Source organism: Kocuria sp. CPCC 205235 (assembly GCF_040980905.1).
Classification (GTDB): domain Bacteria; phylum Actinomycetota; class Actinomycetes; order Actinomycetales; family Micrococcaceae; genus Kocuria; species Kocuria carniphila.
In genome coordinates this window covers 20058-40338 of the sequence record NZ_JAVKPR010000023.1, presented here as the reverse complement: position 1 = coordinate 40338, position 20281 = coordinate 20058, and the positions used below count along the sequence as shown (strand labels likewise).

Here is a 20281-nt window from a genome sequence, read left to right as displayed (position 1 = left end):
GAGCAGCAGGCCGTCCTCGACGCCATCCGCGACCCCGAAAATCACGCACTAAACGAATGAGCCAACTCAGGCCACATCGGGCGGCCCATCTCCAACCAAACTCCTCTTCTGAGGTGGCACTCGGACCACGGCGCACACGTGAGGGGTTGTTAGAACCCTCGGCGGGCCCGAGAAAGGTTCTAACGGCGCCTGAGGTGCACAGGAAGGTTCTACCGGCGCGCCGGAGGCGGAGCCCGACCTTCCAGGGTGCACAGGAGAGTTCTACCGGCGCACCAGAGGCGGAGCCAGTACTTTCGGGGTGCTCAGGATGACCCTAGCGCCACACAAAGGATGCCGGTCGGCGCTCAGAATGCGGGGAATCCGCTACTTCTGGCACTCCGGGCACCAGTAAAGGGCGCGGCCGTTGAGGTCCTGCCGCAGAATCGTGGTGCCGCAGTGCAGGCACGGTTGGCCGTGACGGTGGTACACGTAATTGCCGTGGTGGGGCCAGGCTTCGGCCTCGGAGATGCCGGGGCGGTCCACGGGGTCGGTGGTGATGATGCGACCCACTCGCGCACCGATGTTCATGAGGGCAACATTTTCATCCCACAATCCCAGGAGGTCTTCGCGGCTCAGGGAGGCACCCGGAAGGAACGGATCAACCCCGCGGCGGAACAGAGACTCCGCGCGAAAGATGTTGCCGATCCCTGCCACCACGTTCTGCTCCATGAGCAACACGGCGATGGGACGTTTGCTCTTCCCCGCCTTGGCGATGAACGGCTCGGGGTCCGCCTCGGGGTCGAGCGGGTCCGGACCCAACTTGGCCTCCGCGACCGCGGCTTCCTCGGGAGTTTCCACGGTGCACAGTGCAGGACCGCGCAGATCGGCCCACCCGTGTTCCCCCACCAACCGGGCGCGCACGGCACCGACGGGGGCGTCGGGAACGACCAGCCCGGCGTCGTCGTGCTGGACGGATGTCTCGGCCGAGGACCCGGCCTCCTGCTCCCCCACCTTGCGGGGCGCACCGATCGACGACGCCGCTTGAAACGTCTCGTCGCCGGCGAAACTCCACGCACCGTAAATGCCGAGGTGCGAGCGCAGAATGAGAAGGTCGGCGGCGTCGGACGGCGCGGCAAAACTCATGAAGAGGTGCTTGCCGTGCGCCCGGGAACCCGTGAGGACACGGCCGTCGAGCTGTGCCGCGCCCTGCGCGAAACGTCCCTGCGGGCTGGAGACACGCAGGGACTGTCCCGCGAAAACGTCGTCGAGTTGGCGAGCCAGTCGATGAATGGAATGACCTTCGGGCACGGTCAGTTCTGGGCGACGGGGCGGGCGGTGACCTGGTCGAGCTTGCCCTTGATGTCACCGGTGGTCTCGTATTCGCCCAGCTGAGCGATGCGGCGTTCGTGACGGTCTTCACCGGTGAATTCCTCCGCGAGGAAGGCCTTGACGATGTCGAGTGCTTCTTCCTTGGAGTGCTGACGACCACCGATGGCCACGACCTGCGCGTTGTTGTGGTCGCGGGCGAGCTTGGCGGTGTCCAGGTTCCAGGCCAGTGCCGCGCGAATGCCCTCGACCTTGTTGGCGGCCATCTGCTCGCCGTTGCCGGAACCGCCGAGCACGATGCCCAGGGAATCCAGACCCTGATCACGGTCTTCCTTCACGGCGCGGGCGGCGTGGATGCAGAAGGCGGGGTAGTCATCCGCGGCGTCGTACTCTTCGGGACCGTGATCGACCATGTCGTAACCGGCGGCGGACAACTGCTCGATGAAGTACTGGGACAGTTCGAGACCGGCGTGGTCGGTGGCGATGTGCACGCGCATGAGCGGGGATTCTCCTGGATCAGGTGCGGCACCGAACGGGTGTTTTCCCGGGTGACCGCGGAGGGCAATCTGACATCCACCACCGTACCGTGAGCGCCCCCACAACCCGCTGATCAGAGGGATCATAGCTAGTTCCGGTGTGATCCTGGCCGCAGACTGCCATAATGGCTAAATGCTCGCGCGCCAGGAGCGCGCCTACCCCCAGCAGTCGAGGAGAGGATCACTCACGTGCCCGGAATCAATTTAACCCGAGAAGAAGCCGTCCAACGGGCGGAGACTGTTTCGGTCGATTCCTATGAAGTGGTCCTGGATCTCACCGATAATCCGGAGACATTCGCAGCCCGCACCACGGTCCGCTTTTCGGCCACTCCCGGGGCGAGCACGTTCATCGATGCGATCACCGCGTCCGTCGAGTCGGTCACGCTCAACGGGAAGCAGCTGGACCCCGCCGAGGTCAGTGACGGCGTGCGCATCCAGCTGCCCGATCTCGCGGAAGCCAACGAGCTGGTCGTGGAATCTCGCATGTTTTACATGAACACCGGCGAGGGCCTGCACCGCTTCGTGGACCCGGTGGACGGCGAGGTGTACCTCTACTCCCAGTTCGAGGTGGCCGATGCCCGCCGCATGTTCCCTGTATTCGAGCAGCCGGATCTGAAGGCCACGTTCCGCTTTGACGTGACTGCCCCGGATCACTGGGCCGTGGTTTCCAATCAGCCCACCCCGGAGCCCACACCAGTCCGCGAGGGTGTGGCACGGTGGGAGTTCTCCCCCACTCCCGTGATGTCCTGCTACATCACCGCGTTGATCGCTGGTCCGTACGAATCGATCACCGATTCACTGACCTCGTCAGACGGCCGCACCATTGACCTGGGCCTGTACTCGCGCAAGTCTCTGTCCGAGTTCGTGGACGCGGACGAGATGTTCGAAGTCACTAAGCAGGGCTTCGAGTTCTTCGAGGCGCAGTTCGGTGTGCCGTACCCGTTCGAGAAGTACGACCAACTGTTCGTCCCGCAGTTCAATGCCGGTGCCATGGAGAATGCCGGCGCAGTGACGTTCGTGGAGCAGTACATCTTCCGCTCCAAGCCGTCCCAGGCGCGCGTGGAACGCCGCGCGATCACCGTGCTCCACGAGCTCGCCCACATGTGGTTCGGCGACCTGGTGACCATGCGCTGGTGGAACGACCTGTGGCTCAACGAATCCTTCGCGGAATACATGTCCACGCTCGCGTGCGCCCAGAACACCAAGTACACCAACGCGTGGACCACGTTCGTGGCCGGCGAGAAGTCCTGGGGTTACGAGCAGGATCAGTTGCCCACCACACACCCCATCAAGGCGGAGATCCGCGATCTCGAAGACGTGCTGGTCAACTTCGACGGCATCACCTACGCCAAGGGCGCGTCCGTGCTCAAGCAGCTGGTCGCGTGGGTGGGTCAGGAAGAATTCATGGCCGGCCTCAACGCCTACTTCGGCAAGCACGCGTGGGCCAATACCGAGCTCTCGGACCTCATGGTTGAGCTCGAGGCCGCGAGCGGTCGCGACCTCACCGACTGGACCGAACGCTGGCTCGAGACGGCCGGCGTCAACACCTTGATTCCGCACGTTGAGGCGGACCAGGACGGTGTGATTACCTCCTTCGCGATCGAGCAGATCGGCCAGGAGGGCCACCCCACCCTGCGCCCGCACCGTTTGGCGGTCGGCTTCTACGATCACGACGACGCCGCCAACAGTCTGGTGCGCACCCACCGTGTGGAACTGGACGTGGACGGCGAGCGCACCGAGGTGCCCGAGCTCGTGGGCCGCGAACGCCCGGACCTCGTGCTGCTCAACGACGACGATCTGGCCTACGCCAAAATCCGCCTGGACGAGTGCTCGCAGGACACCGCGACCAATCACCTGGGTGACTTCGAAGAGTCCCTGCCTCGCTCGCTCGTGTGGGGTGCGGCCTGGGATGCCGTGCACGACGGCGTGTCCCCCGCCCGCGCGTACGTCCAGTTGGTGTTGGCCAACATCGGCCGCGAGACGGATTCCACCGCTGTGCAAGTTCAGCTCCGTCAGCTCGACACCGTGCTCGACTACTACCTGGCTCCGAAGGACGCGGACGAGATCCGGGCCGCCGCCGCAGCCACGATCTGGGACCTGGTCGAAGCCTCTGCCCCGGGTTCGGATCACCAGTGGCAGTTCTTCCGTGCCTTCGCCCGCCGGGCCGTCACGGCGGCACAGTTCGATCAGCTCGAAGCCTTCGACCGCGGCGAGAACATCCCCTCCGGCGTGGACATGGACACCGACACCCGCTGGGTCGTGCTGACCGCTCTGGTGGCCGCAGGTCGCCGCGGTGAGACCGAGATCGACGCCGCCCTGGCTGAGGACAACACGGAGACCGGCGCGATTGCCGCGGCCACCGCGCGCGCCGCGATCCCCACGCCCGAGGCCAAGGCCGCCGCGTGGCAGCAGATCGTGGTGGACGGCTCGCTACCCAACTCGCAACAACAAGCGGCCATCGCGGGGTTCTTCCGTGTGCATGATCAGGAACTCGTGGCTCCATACGCGGACAAGTATTTCGAATCGGTCACCGACGTGTGGATCACCCGCACGCACGAGTTGTCCCAACAGATCGCGGCCGGCCTGTTCCCGCGCCTGGCCGCACAGGCAACCGTCGACGACGCTCAGCGCTTCCTCGATCAGTTGGCCGGTCAGCACAACGGCCTGCGCCGTATCGTCCTGGAACGTCAAGACGCCATCCGCCGCGCCGTGGAGGCCCAGGCCGTGGACGCCGCCGCAGCAGGACAGGAGAACACCACCGCATGAGCACACCCGAACAACCTCACCTGAACCCCCAGGCCGGCCCGCCCGAAGGTCGCCGCACGTTCACCCTGGGCGCTGTGGGTTCGAGGTCCGCGGCGAAGCCCATGACGCAACCCCCGCAGCAGGTGGGCGACGCGCGCGAGGCGGCCGAGGCGGCGTCGTCGGACTCGTTCTACGCCCAGGTGGGCGGGCACGAAACGTTCGCAAAACTCACACACGAGTTCTACCTGCGCGTGGCGGAGGACGAGGATTTCAAGGCCCTGTACCCGGAGGAGGATCTGGGGCCGGCCGAGCGCCGCCTGCGGATGTTCCTGGAGCAGTACTGGGGCGGGCCTACAACCTACTCGGAGGAACGGGGGCATCCCCGCCTGCGCATGCGGCACGCGCCGTTCCCGGTCGACACGTGGGCGCGCGAGACGTGGCTCAAGCACATGCGCGCGGCGATGGACACGCTGGAGTTGTCCCCGCTGCACGACGGCATCATGTGGGACTACTTCGACCGCGCGGCTCACGCCATGGTGAACCGACCGGGCTGAGCGCGTCGAGCTAGCTGAACGGACCACAACAGCAGGGCCGGTGCACGTACACCGGCCCTGCTGTTGTGTCCGCGAAAGTATTCAGCGCTGACCGTTCTTGACCACCACGTGGCCTGCGTCCGTGCTGAGCCGGAGCCACTGCCCGGATTCCTCGGCGGCCACGGCCACCTCGAACTCCGAGGGTGGAATGAAACCGAGCACGTCCAACCCGAAAGCGGCACCGTCCGGGATGTCCGGGACCTCCATGGGACCCCAACCGGAACTGGCACCCCAGATCTGGGACCGCACCTTGGTCACGACCGCGGCCCCCGAATCGGTGGGGACGGCGTCCGCGACCTTCTGGATTCCGGCACGCGCAACATCGCGCACGTGATGGGCGGAGACCACACCGCGCTTGGTCCAGCCACCGCGCGGGGCCACCATCCCGGCCCACGGCGCCGCGACTTCCTGCGGCGGCGCACTGATATGGACCGGTTCGCTCTTGAGCGCGGGATCGGAGAGCGAGAAGCGCGCCAACCGGTCGAGGATGGCCGACGCCGGAACCGTGAGGTCGAGGTCCGTGGGATGAGCCAGAGACACGGCACGCAGCCCGAGCACCACGGGTGAAGGGTCCAGAATGGTGGTGGGGTAAATCACCGGAACCCACGTGGCCAGGGCAAGGCCGAAGCCTTGGAGTCGCACGGCGGCGTTCGCGTCAAGGCTGCGCGCACGGCTCAGCAGGGTGGCCAGATCGGAAGCTTCCGCGGGTCCGGCCAGTGAAATACCGGGAGTCTGAGCGCCCCCAGGGTGTGTCATAGTTCGTCGAGCTCCTTGACCTCATCTGCCAGGGCGTCCAAGAGAGCCTTGTGATCCTCCGACAGTTTCTGACTTTTGCCCGTCTCCGGGTCCATTAAGACCATCACGGATTCACCCTCCGCGTAAACAGAAGAGCCGTCTTCTTCCTGCAAACGGTAAGAAATCGTGAAGGATGAGCCGCCCACCTTGGAGATCCAGGTCCTGACGTACACAGGTTCGTGACGGTAGAACAGCTGTTCCTTGTAGTCGATGTTCTGGTGCACCACCACGGTGCGGATATCACCGATCGACTCACGGAACGTAGTGTCCTCCGGGATGCCGTGATCGGCATCCGCCTTGATCGGTGAGGAGGTCAAGCGCACGCGGGCGTCCTCGAAGAAACGCACCATGATCACGTTGTTGATGTGACCGTAGGCGTCCATGTCCGAGAAACGCATTTGAATGGGGATGGTTATGGAAGTCATGTCCCCATCAGATCACATCAGCGTCAGCACTAGAGTGGTGGCCATGAGTGTTGATCCCCAGAAGGAACCCGAGAAAGCCCTGCTCCAGATGTTGGACCTGGCGGACGGTGGAGGGGCAAGAACCCTCGAGGACATTTTCGTCGGTCAGACGATCACCAGCATGCGTAACCGTGTCTATGGCGGGCAGGTGCTGGCCCAGGCCGCGATGGCGGCGATCCGCACGGTTCCCGAGGACCGCGCGATCCACTCGATGCACGCGTACTTTCTGCGCCCCGGGGACGTGAACTTCCCGATCACCTTTGGTGTGGAGCGGGTTCGCGACGGGCGTTCGTTCTCCGCTCGCCGAATCCACGCGTATCAGGACGGTAAGACGATCCTGTCCATGATTGCGTCGTTCCAGGCCACCTCCGGCGGCCTGGACCACCAGGACGAGATGCCGCTCAACGTGCCGGATCCGGAGACGCTGCCCACGCTGCGCGACCTGCTGGGCAGCATCGACCTTCCGGAGGCCCGGGCCACCGCGTTCGAGCGGCCCTTCGACATGCGTTACGTGACCGAGCCGCTGTTCCTGCCGTGGCGCGGCACCAACGAGGCGTACAACGCGGTGTGGATCAAGGCTCTCGCGCCCTTGCCCGACGATCCCAACATCCATCGCGCGGCCCTGGCCTACGCCTCGGACTACACGATGCTCGAACCCGTGCTGCGCCGTCACGGCAAGTCCTGGGTCGAACCCGGCCTCAACGTGGCGTCCCTGGACCACGCGATGTGGTGGCACCGTGACGCGCGCGCGGACGAATGGATCCTCTACGTCCAGGCCTCCCCCAGTGCGTCCTCGGCTCGCGGGCTGGGCGTGGGACGCATGTTCACCCAGGACGGCTTGCTGATCGCCACGACCGCCCAGGAAGGCATGATGCGCCTTCCCGAGTTCCACTCGGAGTAGCAACCACACACGACGACGGCGCCCGCTCGCGTGAGCGGGCGCCGTCGGCGTTGGTGCCGGGCAGGAAATGTGTGTTCAGCGTGCGAGCCGCACGCCGCGGCGACTCACCGCGATCCCCAGGCCGGCGCAGGCCAGACCGACCGCGAGGGCGACCCCGTAGTTGCTGTAGGCCGCGATGGTGAGCCCAGCCCACGCGCCCACGGTGCCACCGAGCATGCTGATGGAGGTCAGCAACGTGAAGTCACCGCCGGGATTCTCGGTGCGCGCCAGGCCGAGATTGACCGCATAGATACCCGTGTTCATGATCGTGTAGCCGGCCAGAACGCACGAGGTTCCCAGTACGCCGAAGGCCAGTTCCAACCCACCGCCCACGGGCCACAGTGTGGTGATGACCGGGATGAAACTGAGTCCGCCGATGAGCTGGATACCCGCACCCAGGAGCATGGTTGTGGCCCTACCCCAGCGGCGGCACATGCGCCCGCCCGCAAGGGCCGCGGCCAGCGCGGGCACCGAGGCCACGACCGAGGTGACCACACCGATCCGGGTCAGCGACCAGCCCGCATCCACGAGCGCGGGAGTGACCAGGGACCACAGTGCACCGGACCCCAGGGCGATCAGGGGAACGGCCACGAGAGCCCAGGTGCGCGCGCCCGGCTGGGACAGGACACCGAACATGTCCTTGAACGTGATCCGCGAGCTGGACCTCGGTGCGCGCGGCGGCTCCACATAGCGCGCCACCGTGGCCAGGGCCAACGCGGTGAAGAATACGAGGGTCAGGACTGCCGCGCGCCATCCCCACAGGTCGTACACGAGCAGCGCAAGGCCACCGCCCACAAGGGTTCCCAGATAACTGGCGGCAACTTGAATGCCCGCACCCTTGTTGTGCTGGGCCGAATCCAGCCCCCGCACGGACAGCGCGTCCGCGGCAATGTCCTGGGTGGCGGAGAACAGCACGAAGGCACCGGCCAGAATCACCACGGTGCCCAGGCCCTGCACCGGATCGGCGACCAGGGCGAGCCCCAGCAGGCTCAACACCATGAGCGACTGCAGGATCAGTAACCACGTGCGGTAGTGACCGGACGCCGTGCGCGGTGACCAGCGGTCCAGCAGCGGAGCCCAGAGGAATTTGAGGGGCCAGACCAGTCCGAGCAGTTGTAACAAGCCGAGCGTCGAGAGGTCCGCTCCCCCGTCGCGCAGGATGCCCGTCAATCCGGTGGACAGGAACGACGCCCCGATGAACTGGGTCGTGTACAGGGCCCACAGCAGGATCCAAAAACTCCGGTGCGCGGTCGAAGCGGGTGCCGTGCGGTCACCCGAGAGAGCTGTGCTCATGCGTGCCTCCAATAGGCGGTAGCGCAAACATTGTTCTTGGGGAGCTCGAAGCGGGTTCGCAGAGTCGACGTCAGCTGCCGGTTCGCGGCCGCCTCGACCGCGATCCACACGCGGTCCCGTTCCGTGGGAGGCTCCTGATCCCAGTGTTCGGTGAGAGCTTCCGCAATTCCGGGACCGTTGTCGTCCCGGTGTACCCAGCGCACCCGGTGCTGCGGGCCGCTGGTCACGGGCAGCAAGTGATCCCTGGGATCCAGGTGTTCGAGCCACACCTCAGCCGATTGGTCGCCCAGGTGTTCGAGCATGGAATTGACCGCCGGCAGGCTCGCGGGGTCACCCACGATGATCGTGCGTCCCGGCCACGGTGCGTCCAGCGTCATGGCCGGAGCGGCCGCGGTGGACGACGGCGCCGCGCGACGTCGAGCGCGCTTCTTCAGTTCCCACGGTGGCGCACTGCCGAGCAAGGACGCGCCGATGGTGTCACCGGCCACGCACGTTCGGGCCCAGTCCGAGGCCACACCCTCGTGCAGCGCGAATTCGAGCCAGAATTTACCCTCCGCCGGTTCCGGGTCCACGACCGTGAAGGCCCGTTGGTGCGAGCGGCCGTTGTCGTCGAACCACAACCGCAGCCACATGGAGGGAAACGGTGGCCAGCGGGTGAGTAAGCCACCGTCGGCCACCTGGATCCGGACGTAAGTGGGACTGACGTGACGGCGGCGCAGGACGGTCAGTTCCGTCTCCGTTGAGCCCAGGGCTCGAATCACCAAATGCTCCCATTCGGGCATTCGTGGACTCCTTTAGTTCGTGTTCGACGGATCACACAAGCAATGTTAGGTTAGCCTAACCTACTCGATATTAGAGCATAGTCGTATGCCCTAATTCATGTTTTTGACCCCTACGGGAAGACGCACTTTCATGAGCTCACCGTTGCTGAATGGCTCAACCGTCCCTCACCTCATGCGGGCCGTCACCACGGCCACCGCCGCCGGCGCCGCCCGGTTGGCCGCAGCCGACATCCCCCACAGTCCGGCCGACCATGACCAGCTGCGCAGCATGTTCGACCGGGTTGACCTCAACGAACACCTGCGCGATTTGGATTCCGCCATCGACGAGATCGACCGGTTGTGGTTGCAGCACGCCGTGTGGTTCCACCACCCCCAAACCATCGCCCACCTGAACTGTCCCGTGGCCCTTCCGACCGTCGCTGCCGACGCACTGGCCGCGACCGTCAACACCTCGATGGATACGTGGGACCAGTCCAAGGGAGCAACGTTGATCGAACGAAAAATTCTGGCGTGGACCGCAGAGCAGATCGGATTCCCCCGCGAGGCGGACGGAATGTTCACCCCCGGCGGCACCACGTCCAATTTGCAGGCGCTCATGCTGGCCCGGGACGAATCGCTGGAGGCGAGCGGGCGGATTCCCGGAGCGGCTCCCCGCCCCGTCCGCGCGGCCCGGCTGCGGATCCTGGCGAGCGCCGAGAGTCATTTCTCGGTGGTCACGGCCGCGCGCATCCTGGGTCTCGACGACGACGCCGTGGTCACCGTTCCCGTCGACGCGGACGGCCGCATGTGCGTTGCCGCGCTGAACGAGTTGGTCAACGGTCTCGAACAGCAAGGTCTCACTGCGCTGGCCGTGGTCGCCACGGCCGGTACCACGGACCGCGGTGTGGTGGATCCGCTCGATGAGATTGCCGCGCTGTGCCGCACCCACAAGGTGTGGTTGCACGTGGACGGGGCCTACGGCGGAGGGTTGCTCGCCAGTACCCGTCATCGCGGAAAGCTCGCGGGCATCCAGCACGCGGATTCGGTGACCATCGACTTCCACAAGACGTGGTTCCAACCGGTGAGCTGCTCGGTGGTGATGGTTCGGGAGGGCCGTACGCTGCGGCACTGCACCCACCACGCGGCATATCTCAACCCCGCGGACACCCCCGAGCCCAATCAGGTGGACCGTTCGCTGCAGACCACGCGCCGCTTCGACGCGCTCAAGATCTGGCTCACCCTGCGCACTCTGGGTGCCGAGGTGATCGGGGACATGCTCGATCAGGTCATCGAGTTGGCCCAGCAGGTCGCGGACACCTTGGAACAAGACCCGCGCTTCGAACTCGTGTGCCGTCCTTCATTGAGCACCGTGTTGTTCCGCTGGCTCCCATCGGACGGCACCCCGCCGGACGACCTGGTCCGCGCGATCAGGCGCCGGGTGTGGGAATCGGGCCACGCCACGATTGCCGAAACCGTGATCGAGGGCCGCCCGTGCCTGAAGATCACGCTGCTCAATCCTGAGGCAACCCATGCGGACGTCATGAGCGTCATGACACTCATCCACCGCGCCGGCCAATCCCTGCTCGCACCCTCCGCCACCTACCGGGAGGCCGCGGTATGACTTCGCAGCATTGTTCTCCCGCCACACCGACTGCGACGACTCACGGAGCGGAAGACGAACCGCTCGATATGCTGTGCGTTGGTATCGGGCCGTTCGGCCTGGGTCTCGCGTGTCTCGCGGACCCACTCGACAACCTGTCGGTCGCGTTCCTGGACCGGGCACCAGAATTCAACTGGCACCCCGGTCTGCTCTTCGACCGAGCGACCCTGCAGGTTCCGTTCCTTGCCGACCTGGTCACCATGGCGGACCCCACTTCGCGGTTCTCGTTCTTGGCCTGGCTCAAGGAGACGGGCAAGCTCTACCCGTTCTACGTGCGCGAATCCTTCTACCCATTGCGCCGCGAGTACAACGACTACTGCCGCTGGGCCGCCCATAACGTGCGCGGACTGCACTGGGGCCAGAACGTCGTGGCCGTCACCCGATCTGCCACCGGGGACCCGTGGCGAGTGACTTCTGATGGGCCGGACGGGCCCACCACGTGGTGGACCCGTCACCTGGTGATCGGCACCGGAACCAGTGCCACGGTGCCTCCTCAGCTCGACGGCGTCGGCCGGGCTGCCGTGCACGCCGGCGAGTACCTGACCCATCGCGAGCGCCTGGCCGCCGAGAACCACGTGACCGTCGTGGGTTCCGGTCAGTCGGCGGCGGAGGTCGTGCTGGACCTTCTCAACACCGAGGACGGACCCGCGGTCGACTGGATCACTCGGTCTCCGCGTTTCTTCCCCATGGAGTACTCCAAGCTGAGCTTGGAACTCACCTCGCCCGAGTACCTGGATCATTTCCGCGCCCTGCCGGAGCAGACGCGCGATCGTGTCAATGCCTGCCAACCACAACTGCACCGGGGCATTTCCGACGAGACCATCAGTGAGTTGCACGAGGCGTTGTACGTGCGCCGTAACTCCGGTTCGCACGCTCCGGTTCGGTTGCTCGCCGCCACGGAACTGACCCGGTCACAATCCCACGATGGCAGAGTGCTGCTGTCCTGGCGGAACACCGAGAACGGCCACGAGCGGGAGACGATCACGGACGCCGTGGTGGCCGGCACCGGGTACGCCCCGTCCTCACTGCCGTGGCTGGAAGAGGCGCGGGACCAGCTGTTCCTGGATTCTGCAGGTCGCATTTCGCCGGACCGCTACCACCGCGCCAGCGCGGACGGCACCGTGCACGTGCTCAACCACGGTGAACACACTCACGCTCTCACCGCTCCCGACCTAGGAATGGGACCGCTGCGCAACGCCCACATCCTCAATCGCATCGTTGGCTCGAACCAGTACAGAACCGAGGAGCGCACCACCTTCCAGAGCTTCGGGAGGCTCCCCCAAGCGCGACCAGTGCCGTGTCTGGACGGGGCGCCCGGTGCCGTCGGTAATGGTGACGATATTCGGTTCACGACCGAGTGCCAGTGGCGGCGCTTCGAGTTCCGGCATGTGGCCGTCGACCGTGACCTTCCGGTGCTGCATGACTGGTTGAGCCAGCCGCGCGCGGCCGCGTGGCACCTGGTGGACGCATCGCAGCAAGCAGTGGCCACCGAGTATCGCCGCATGGCCGAAGCCCCCTCGGAAACAGCGTGGTTGGTCCACGAAAATGGTCACCCGTTGGCGCTCGTAGAAACCTACGACCCGGCATGCAGTCCGTTGACTGAGGTGTTCCCCGTGCGCGACGGAGACGCCGGACTGCACCTGTTCCTGGCACCCACCTCCGAACCGGTGAGTGGCACGACCGGCGCGGTCATGGCCGCCGCCCTGGACCTGCTGTGGGCGGACCCGGTGGTTCAGCGAGTGCTCGTGGAACCCGATGTACACAATCACGCGGTGCGAGCGGTCAACCGCAAAGCGGGATTCCGGGAGCTGGAGCACGTGGTCCTCCCGGACAAGACAGCGTGTCTGTCCGTGCTGGAACGGCCGCTTGCGTCCCAAAACTCTTGGCGCGACGTCGGCGGAGCGAACACCACGCGATGGGAACCCGCCGAGCAGCGGCCCGCCGTCCTGGACTCATCGATCTGAACCCGTCGTACTGACCTCGACACACCAAGGATTCTCATGACTTTCGATCACACAACCGACAGCATTACGTCACCTGTCGATCCGTGGGTCACGCCCACGGCCCCGCCGGAACTCACCGCTGCGGCAACGGACGCTCTGCACCGAGCCGTGCTGGCCAAATTGTTCTCCGAATTCACCCACGAACGCATGCTCAGCCCCCAACCTGATGGCGACGGCTGGTCCGTCAGCGATGACAGTGGGCGCATCCGGTGGTGGTTCCGGGCAACTCGACATCCCCTGAACCACTGGGAGGTTGAACCGGAATCGATTCGGCGGCTGCCCGCCGGTGAGAACCGGGACCCGCAGCAGGCCATCCTGGACCTGCGCAGCACGCTGGGTATCGCGGACGCCGTTCTTCCGCTGTACCTGGAGGATCTCTCGGCCACCATGCTCACGATGGCCCGCCGACGGGCCGGCCGGGCGCCGTCGTCGTGGGAACTGGCTCATAGCCCGCTGGCCGAGGTGGAGCGGTACCTGGACCGGGGACACCCAGGTTTCGTCGCCAGTTCCGGGCGCGTGGGCATGGGCGCGAACGAACAGGAGGCGTGGTCCCCAGAGGCTGCAAACCCCACGCGGCTCGTGTGGCTCGCGGCTCGTAAATCCTTGTGCACCGTGTCCCTGTCGAGCGAACTGACCGAGCGCGAACACCTCGATCTGCACCTGCTGCCGACCGAACAGGAACAGGTCGACCGCGCGGTGCGCGCCGCGGGTGAAAATCCCCGTGAGTACACGCCGATCCCCGTGCACCCGTGGCAGTGGGAACATCGCATCCTGCCGGGAATGCTTCCCGACGTACTGCGGCACGACCTGATCCTGGCCGGTCCGAGCGCGCACGGCTGGCGGGCCCAGCAATCGTTGCGCACGTTCCTGGACGTGGACGACCCCTCTCGGGACTACGCCAAGACCGCGCTGGGCGTGCACAGCATGGGGTTTTTGCGCGGGCTCTCCCCTGCGTACATGCGCACCATGCCCGCGATCAGCGACTGGCTGCACCAGACCGTGACCTCGGACCCGTTTCTGATGGAATCCGGGATCCGGGTGCTGCGAGAACGATCGTCGGTCGGGTGGACCGGGGATGCGCATCACCGATCGGGAGTCTCTTCCGATCACACGAAACAGCTCGCGGCGCTGTGGCGGGAATCGACGATTTCGCTGCTGCGCATCGACGAACACGCGGCCAGCCTGGCCGGGGTGCTGCACACCGATCCGTTCGGTGGCACGTTGATCGGGGCCTGGATCGAGCGTTCGGGGGCCACCGCTCACGACTGGGTTCGAGCCCTCCTGAACGTGTACCTCGTGCCGGTCTCGCACCTGCTGCTGGCCCACGACATAGCGCTCATGCCACACGGCGAGAACGTGATTCTGCGGCTACGCAACGGATTCCCGATCGGAGTGTTCTGGAAGGACCTGGGCGAGGAACTCGCCGTGCTCAGTGACCGCCCGGTGCCCGAGGAGCTTGAGCGGATTCGCACGGTGGTTCCGCCCGAGACGCGCGAGTTGTCCATTCATACGGACGTCGTCGACGGCGTGTTGCGTCACCTGGCCGTGCTCCTGGATGGCCACGGGCTGCTGCCAGAACCCGAGTTCTGGTCACTGGCCGCAGAGGTCCTGGATGAGCACCGCGATCGTTTTCCCGGCCACTGGCGTGAGCTGGACTTGTTCCGAGACCGCTTTGTGCATTCGTGCCTCAACCGGTTGCAGCTTCGCAATCCGCAGCACATGGTGGACCTCACGGATCCGGCCGGGTCATTGGCCCTCGCGGGTCGTTTGGAGAACCCCTTGGCGCGCTACCGGACGGCCCGAGTGGGTGGCACCCCATGACACCAGAACTGTCAGGAGCCGGGTGGCGGGTGTTCCGCGACCCGGCCGGTGTGCCCCACGTCCAAGGTTCGGACCTCAAGAGCTTGGCCACGGGCCACGGGGCGATCACAGCGGTGGATCGGCCGTGGCAGCTGGAGGTACTGCGGCGTCGGGCGGAAGGGCGATCGGCGGAACTGTTGGGCCCCGATCAGGTGGACGCCGATCACCTGTCCCTGGCCATGGAGATCGAGCTCACGGCACTGCGGTGGTGGAAGGCCGCTGGCACGGAGGACCAGCAATTTCTCGCGGCCTACGCGGACGGGGTCAACGGCTCGATCGGGTCCGCATGGGCCGAGTGCCCGGAAGCGCTGGAGCTCGGGTTGGCCGATCTGGAACCGCGACCGTGGCAGCCGTGGACGCCTCTGGCCGTGCACCTTGATGCGCATCTGCTGTCCGGTTCACTGCCGGAGCAGGTATGGCGGCACCGGGTACGAACCACGCTGGGTGACGAGTGGGGGCCCGTGCTCGATGCGGAAACTCCACGCGGTTCCGGTTCCAATGCGTGGCTCGTGCCCGCGGACCTCTCGGTGTCAGGAGCGCCGTTGATCGCCGCGGATCCCCACCGCGTGGTCGAGGAATCCGGACCGTACCAGCCCGTGTGTTTCTCGGCTCCCGGTCTGCGGGTCCGCGGCCTGGCGCTCGTGGGACTGCCCGGCGTGCCGCATTTCGGACGCACCGAGTCCGCCGCCTGGGCGATCACCGCGGCCATGACCACCACCGAAACCCTGTGTGAGGTGACGGTGCAACGCCGTACCGACGGGCTCGTCGCGGTGGATACCGGCGAGTCTTTGGATGAGCGCGCCGTCGATCTGAGGTCAGCGCATTGCGGCACCCAGACGCGCTGGGTGCGCCGGTGCTCGGGCGGGTTTGTGCTCCCCGGGGACGCCGGCGCCGAGCAACGGCTTCTCGCGCTTGCCGAGGGCGAGTGCGCCCGGGTTCTCGTAGTTCGCCCGGCTGTACCGTGCGCGCCCGAACGAGCCGTTTCTGCATGTCGGGAACTATTGGGCGCGATATCCGTGGCGGACGTTGCGGCCGCGTGGCAGGGCTGGGTGGTCCCCGTCAACGATGTGATCGCCGCCGACCGCACCGGCGCGTGCCTACACACGGTCGCGGGCAGCTACCTGCCTGCGCCGTGCAACGACGACGCCGCCGCGCCTGTGGGTGCCTTTGGTTCCGTTGGATCCCGGGAGCCGTCCGGGGCCACTCATGCACGTGGCTCTCGTGGCGAGCATCTCGACCACGTCATGGTCAGGGCCAATCAGCGGCCGGCCGATGAGCATGAGTCCGCGGCGAGGCTCGGCTGCGCTCCCCCGCACCGAGCGCGACGGGCAACCCAGCTGCTCGAGCAAGCCATTGCGGAGCGTGGCGTCGTGAGCCATGAGGATCTGCTGGCCGCGCAAGTGGACACCCACCTGGGCACTTGGCCGGGGCTGTTGGCGCAGCTTTTGGGAGACCGCGGACCTGTCGCGAAGACTCTCCGCGACTGGTTATTGGCCTGGGACGGCGACATGTCCGCCGATTCCGAAGTCGCGGCGCTGTTCGCTCGGTGGCGTGATACCTTCGCCCGGGAACTGGCCGCCTCGGAGGTCCTCACACCGCTGCTTGCCTCCAGCCGACTACCCGCCCTGTGGCAACCGTTCCTCGACCCGGTGGCTCGGGTGGGACTGGCGCTGGAGAGCATCGTGGTGCGCGGTCAACGGGTTGGCTTTGATCCGCGAGTCGCGGCCGTCAGGGCCTTGGACAGTGTGGCGGCCGAACACCCCGAAGCAATGGACACCGCCGGTAGTCGCTCGGTTGAGAACCAGCCGAGTTGGGGTCTTTTGCACGCCTTCGCACCCCACCGCGCCCACCCGGACCTTCCACCCTTCACTGCTGTTCCGGTCGGTGGAGACACCGATTGTCTACTGTCCGCGGGAACCATCCCCGGCTGGGGTCCGGCGTGTGCCCGTGTCCCGGCGGCCAGGGTGTTGTGGGATCTGGCCGACCCGGCGGCGTCGTGGTGGATCACACCGGACCCCGTGGATCGTGGCTCACTCGGGTCCGCGCCGGTACTTCGCTGGGCCGCGGGCGAAATGGACCACGCCCTTCCCTGGGTTCCCGCCGGCGGACTCGAGCCGACCGATGCGCCCCTGCACCTCGGAAGGCTGTCGGACGGTCTCGCGGCGGTGGGGCGGCCCTTCGTGCCCGTGGTCGGTTCCGCCCAGGATGTGAACGATGTGGTGAGCGGTCACCTCTCGCTGCGCCCGGTGGATGCCGCCCGGGACTGCGAATTGATCTACGCATGGGTCCAGGAGGAACGTGCCCGGTTCTGGGGCATGAACGATCTCACGTTCGAGCAGGTCCGCGACCTCTACGCGTTCCTTTCCACCACGACCACGCACCACGCGTGGCTCATCGAACTCAACCAACGACCGCTCGGACTGTTCCAGACGTACGAACCGCACGCTGACATCACCGGTGCGTTCTACACGGTGGAGCCGGGAGATCTGGGAATTCACGTGCTCCTGGCGCCGGTCCGGAACCGGGTCCCCGGAATGACCGACGCGACCAGCGCACTGATCCAATGCGAAATCATCAAGCAGGGCCGCACGCGCCGGATCGTGGCGGAACCCGATGCGTCCAACGACCTCGCGCTCGCGCGACTGCAGGCCACCGGATTCACCCTCGGCCCGGTCATCGCCCTTCCCCACAAGACCGGGCGGCTCGCGTTCTTCACGCTGCCCTAGAACACCCGCAAGAACGACGACGCCGCCCCGGCACCTTTCGTGCGAAAGGTGCCGGGGCGGCGTCGTCGAACTGTTGCTCGCCCTCAGTCGCGGGTGAGGCGACGGTGGGTGAGGCGACGGGGACGTGCGGCCTCCGGGCCGAGACGCTCCATCTTGTTCTCCTCGTAGGATTCGAAGTTGCCCTCGAACCAGTACCAGTTGTCCGGGTTCTCCTCGGTGCCTTCCCAGGCGAGGATGTGGGTGGCCACGCGGTCCAGGAACCAACGATCGTGAGAGACCACCACGGCGCAGCCGGGGAATTCCAGCAACGCGTTTTCCAGCGATCCGAGGGTTTCCACGTCCAGGTCGTTGGTGGGCTCATCCAGCAGCAACAGGTTGCCACCCTGCTTGAGGGTCAGCGCCAGGTTGAGGCGGTTACGCTCACCACCGGAGAGCACACCGGCCTTCTTCTGCTGATCCGGGCCCTTGAAGCCGAACGCGGAGACGTACGCGCGGGACGGCATTTCGACCTTGCCCACGTTGATGTAGTCCAGGCCGTCCGAGACGACCTCCCACAGGGTCTTCTCCGGGTCGAGATTCTCGCGGTTCTGGTCAACGTAGGAGATCTGGACCGAGTCGCCCACCTTGAGATCGCCGTCGTCGAGCGGTTCCAGGCCCACGATGGTCTTGAACAGCGTGGACTTACCGACACCGTTGGGTCCGATCACACCCACGATGCCGTTACGGGGCAGCGAGAACGAGAGATCCTTGATCAGCGAGCGATCGCCGAAGCCCTTCTCCAGGTCCTCGGCCTCGATCACCAGGTTGCCCAGGCGGGGCCCCGGCGGGATCTGGATTTCCTCGAAGTCCAACTTGCGGGTCTTCTCGGCTTCCGAGGCCATTTCCTCGTAGCGCGCCAGACGCGCCTTGGACTTGGCCTGACGACCCTTGGCGTTGGAGCGCACCCAGTCGAGTTCTTCCTTGAGGCGCTTGGCCTGCTTGGCGTCCTTCTTGCCCTGGACTTCCATGCGCTTGGCCTTGGTGTCCAGGTAGGTGGAGTAGTTGCCCTCGTAGGGGTACAGGCGACCGCGGTCGACCTCACAGATCCACTCGGCCACGTGATCCAGGAAGTACCGGTCGTGGGTCACGGCCAGAACGGCGCCGTGGTACGCGGCCAGGTGCTGCTCGAGCCACAACACGGACTCGGCGTCCAAGTGGTTGGTGGGCTCATCGAGGAGCAGCAGGTCGGGCTTCTGCAGCAGCAGCTTGCACAGCGCGACACGACGACGCTCACCACCGGAAAGGACCTTCACGTCCGTTTCGGGCGGCGGGCAGCGCAGCGCATCCATGGCCTGCTCGAGCTGGGAGTCGAGGTCCCACGCGTTCGCGGCGTCGATCTCTTCCTGGAGCTTGCCCATTTCTTCCATGAGCGCGTCGAAGTCAGCGTCGGGCTCGGCCATTTCGGCGGAGATCTCGTTGAAGCGATCGAGCTTGCCCTTGATCTCGCCAACGCCTTCCTCGACGTTGCCCAGAACGGTCTTCTCTTCGTTCAGCGGCGGCTCCTGCAGCAGGATGCCCACGGAGTAACCGGGGGTCAGCCGCGCCTCGCCGTTGGAGGGCTGGTCGATGCCAGCCATGATCTTCAGGATGGTCGATTTACCAGCACCGTTGGGACCCACAACGCCGATCTTGGCGCCGGGGTAGAACGACATGGTGACATCGTCCAGAATGACTTTGTCGCCCACTTTCTTGCGGGCTTTGGACATGGTGTAAATGAATTCCGCCATACCCTCCAGGCTACCGCGCCCGCGCGCCTCTTCCAGCCACGTTCAGCTCCCAGCGCGCAGCTCCCCCGACGACGCCGCTCCGTTGCGTTACCGGGGTCACACGTGGGCCCCGGTAACGCGCGGCGGGTGTCTTGGGTGGTTCGTTTTCAGTCGCTCCCCACTCCGACCGGGGTGCGCTCCTCGGAATCCTCCTCCACGGAGTCCTCATCGGCGTCCAGGCCCTGGGTCAGATCACTCAAGGGTGTGAAGGTGTCGTCGGGATCGGATTGGATGATTTCTCCGTGACCGTGCGCGTCCAGTCGCTCGTTGTCCTCGAGTCCCGCGATCTTGGCGCCGATTTCATCCTGGGTGGCTTCATCTGCTCCGCCGGCTGCATTATGCGGACGTTGGCCCTGACCACCAGTGCGGGAGAAGTTGGCCGTGCCGAAGTTGAGGTCATGGCCGATGGCCGTGGCGTCGACCTGCACGGTGGTGCGCGGGCCGTTGTCCGACATCCACTCCTGAATCTGGAGCTTTCCGGTCACGATGACCGGTTGCCCGCAGCGCACGCTGTTCATCACGTGCATGGCCAATCCGCGGAAGCACCGTACGGAATACCAGTTGGTGCTGATATCCACCCACGTGTTCTTCTCCGCGTCGAAACGGCGTGTGGTGGTGGCCAAGCGGAAGCGCGCGGCAACGGTGCCGTCGTCGAACAGATGGGACTCGGGGTCTTTGCCGACGAATCCTCGGAGGGTGATGTGCTCAGGCATGGGATGCTCCTTCGGGTGAGCCATCCCCGCGGCTCGTGGAACGGCGAGGACGGAACCGGTGCCCCAGAAATGAGGGGTGTCT

At 65.8% G+C, this 20281-nt stretch carries 15 protein-coding genes; 7 read left to right on the top strand and 8 right to left on the bottom strand.

The features are described from left to right. Positions 1-363 precede the first annotated feature (363 nt). Positions 364-1287 carry an Fpg/Nei family DNA glycosylase gene (locus RF638_RS13315; RefSeq protein WP_259915965.1) on the bottom strand — a complete coding sequence of 308 codons (924 nt, stop codon included), beginning with the start codon at positions 1285-1287 and terminating at the stop codon, positions 364-366. Positions 1288-1289: 2 nt separating this feature from the next. Next, on the bottom strand, positions 1290-1802 hold the full coding sequence (locus RF638_RS13310; protein ID WP_095798232.1) for a ribose-5-phosphate isomerase: 513 nt from the start codon (positions 1800-1802) through the stop codon (positions 1290-1292). 228 nt (positions 1803-2030) lie between these two features. On the opposite strand from RF638_RS13310, the gene pepN reads away from it, so the two are divergent. Both pepN and RF638_RS13300 read left to right on the top strand, forming a co-directional pair. Then, positions 2031-4607: an aminopeptidase N gene (gene pepN / locus RF638_RS13305; RefSeq protein WP_095798233.1), complete on the top strand. Its 2577-nt coding sequence runs from the start codon at positions 2031-2033 to the stop codon at positions 4605-4607. A 101-nt stretch (positions 4608-4708) separates the two neighbouring features. Continuing rightward, positions 4709-5140 carry a globin gene (locus RF638_RS13300; protein WP_095798315.1) on the top strand — a complete coding sequence of 144 codons (432 nt, stop codon included), beginning with the start codon at positions 4709-4711 and terminating at the stop codon, positions 5138-5140. 81 nt (positions 5141-5221) lie between these two features. Here the strand turns inward: RF638_RS13300 and RF638_RS13295 are convergent, their stop codons facing one another. Both RF638_RS13295 and RF638_RS13290 read right to left on the bottom strand, forming a co-directional pair. Further along, positions 5222-5935 carry a hypothetical protein gene (locus tag RF638_RS13295; protein WP_095798234.1) on the bottom strand — a complete coding sequence of 238 codons (714 nt, stop codon included), beginning with the start codon at positions 5933-5935 and terminating at the stop codon, positions 5222-5224. After that, positions 5932-6399, bottom strand: coding sequence for a thioesterase family protein (locus tag RF638_RS13290; protein ID WP_259915970.1), 468 nt, complete (start codon positions 6397-6399; stop codon positions 5932-5934). The genes RF638_RS13295 and RF638_RS13290 overlap by 4 nt, the downstream gene beginning before the upstream one ends. A 43-nt stretch (positions 6400-6442) precedes the next feature. Here RF638_RS13290 and RF638_RS13285 point away from each other — a divergent pair, with 43 nt between their 5' ends. Beyond that, positions 6443-7339, top strand: a complete 897-nt coding sequence (locus tag RF638_RS13285; protein WP_368842215.1) for an acyl-CoA thioesterase — start codon at positions 6443-6445, stop codon at positions 7337-7339. A gap of 75 nt (positions 7340-7414) precedes the next feature. On the opposite strand, the gene RF638_RS13280 is transcribed toward RF638_RS13285, so the two are convergent. Next, a complete protein-coding gene (locus tag RF638_RS13280) occupies positions 7415-8671 on the bottom strand; it encodes an MFS transporter (RefSeq protein ID WP_095798236.1) in 1257 nt (418 codons plus the stop codon). Next, positions 8668-9453 (bottom strand): siderophore-interacting protein, encoded by a 786-nt coding sequence (locus tag RF638_RS13275; protein WP_095798237.1) that lies wholly within the window; start codon positions 9451-9453, stop codon positions 8668-8670. Before RF638_RS13275 ends, RF638_RS13280 begins: the two co-directional genes overlap by 4 nt. A 130-nt stretch (positions 9454-9583) precedes the next feature. Between RF638_RS13275 and RF638_RS13270 the strand changes: the two genes are divergently transcribed. From RF638_RS13270 to RF638_RS13255, 4 genes are read left to right on the top strand one after another with little or no spacing between them, the layout of a single operon-like run. Next, complete coding sequence (locus tag RF638_RS13270) at positions 9584-11053, top strand: aspartate aminotransferase family protein (protein ID WP_368842214.1); 1470 nt, start codon at positions 9584-9586, stop codon at positions 11051-11053. Continuing rightward, positions 11050-13056 carry a GNAT family N-acetyltransferase gene (locus RF638_RS13265; protein ID WP_368842213.1) on the top strand — a complete coding sequence of 669 codons (2007 nt, stop codon included), beginning with the start codon at positions 11050-11052 and terminating at the stop codon, positions 13054-13056. Before RF638_RS13270 ends, RF638_RS13265 begins: the two co-directional genes overlap by 4 nt. 36 nt (positions 13057-13092) lie before the next feature. Next, complete coding sequence (locus RF638_RS13260) at positions 13093-14916, top strand: IucA/IucC family siderophore biosynthesis protein (protein ID WP_368842212.1); 1824 nt, start codon at positions 13093-13095, stop codon at positions 14914-14916. Next, positions 14913-17681: a GNAT family N-acetyltransferase gene (locus RF638_RS13255; RefSeq protein ID WP_368842211.1), complete on the top strand. Its 2769-nt coding sequence runs from the start codon at positions 14913-14915 to the stop codon at positions 17679-17681. Before RF638_RS13260 ends, RF638_RS13255 begins: the two co-directional genes overlap by 4 nt. Positions 17682-17764: 83 nt before the next feature. On the opposite strand, the gene ettA is transcribed toward RF638_RS13255, so the two are convergent. After that, positions 17765-19447, bottom strand: coding sequence for an energy-dependent translational throttle protein EttA (gene ettA, locus RF638_RS13250; RefSeq protein ID WP_129700572.1), 1683 nt, complete (start codon positions 19445-19447; stop codon positions 17765-17767). Positions 19448-19593: 146 nt separating this feature from the next. Continuing rightward, positions 19594-20199, bottom strand: coding sequence for a single-stranded DNA-binding protein (locus RF638_RS13245; protein ID WP_315279606.1), 606 nt, complete (start codon positions 20197-20199; stop codon positions 19594-19596). Positions 20200-20281: the final 82 nt, after the last annotated feature.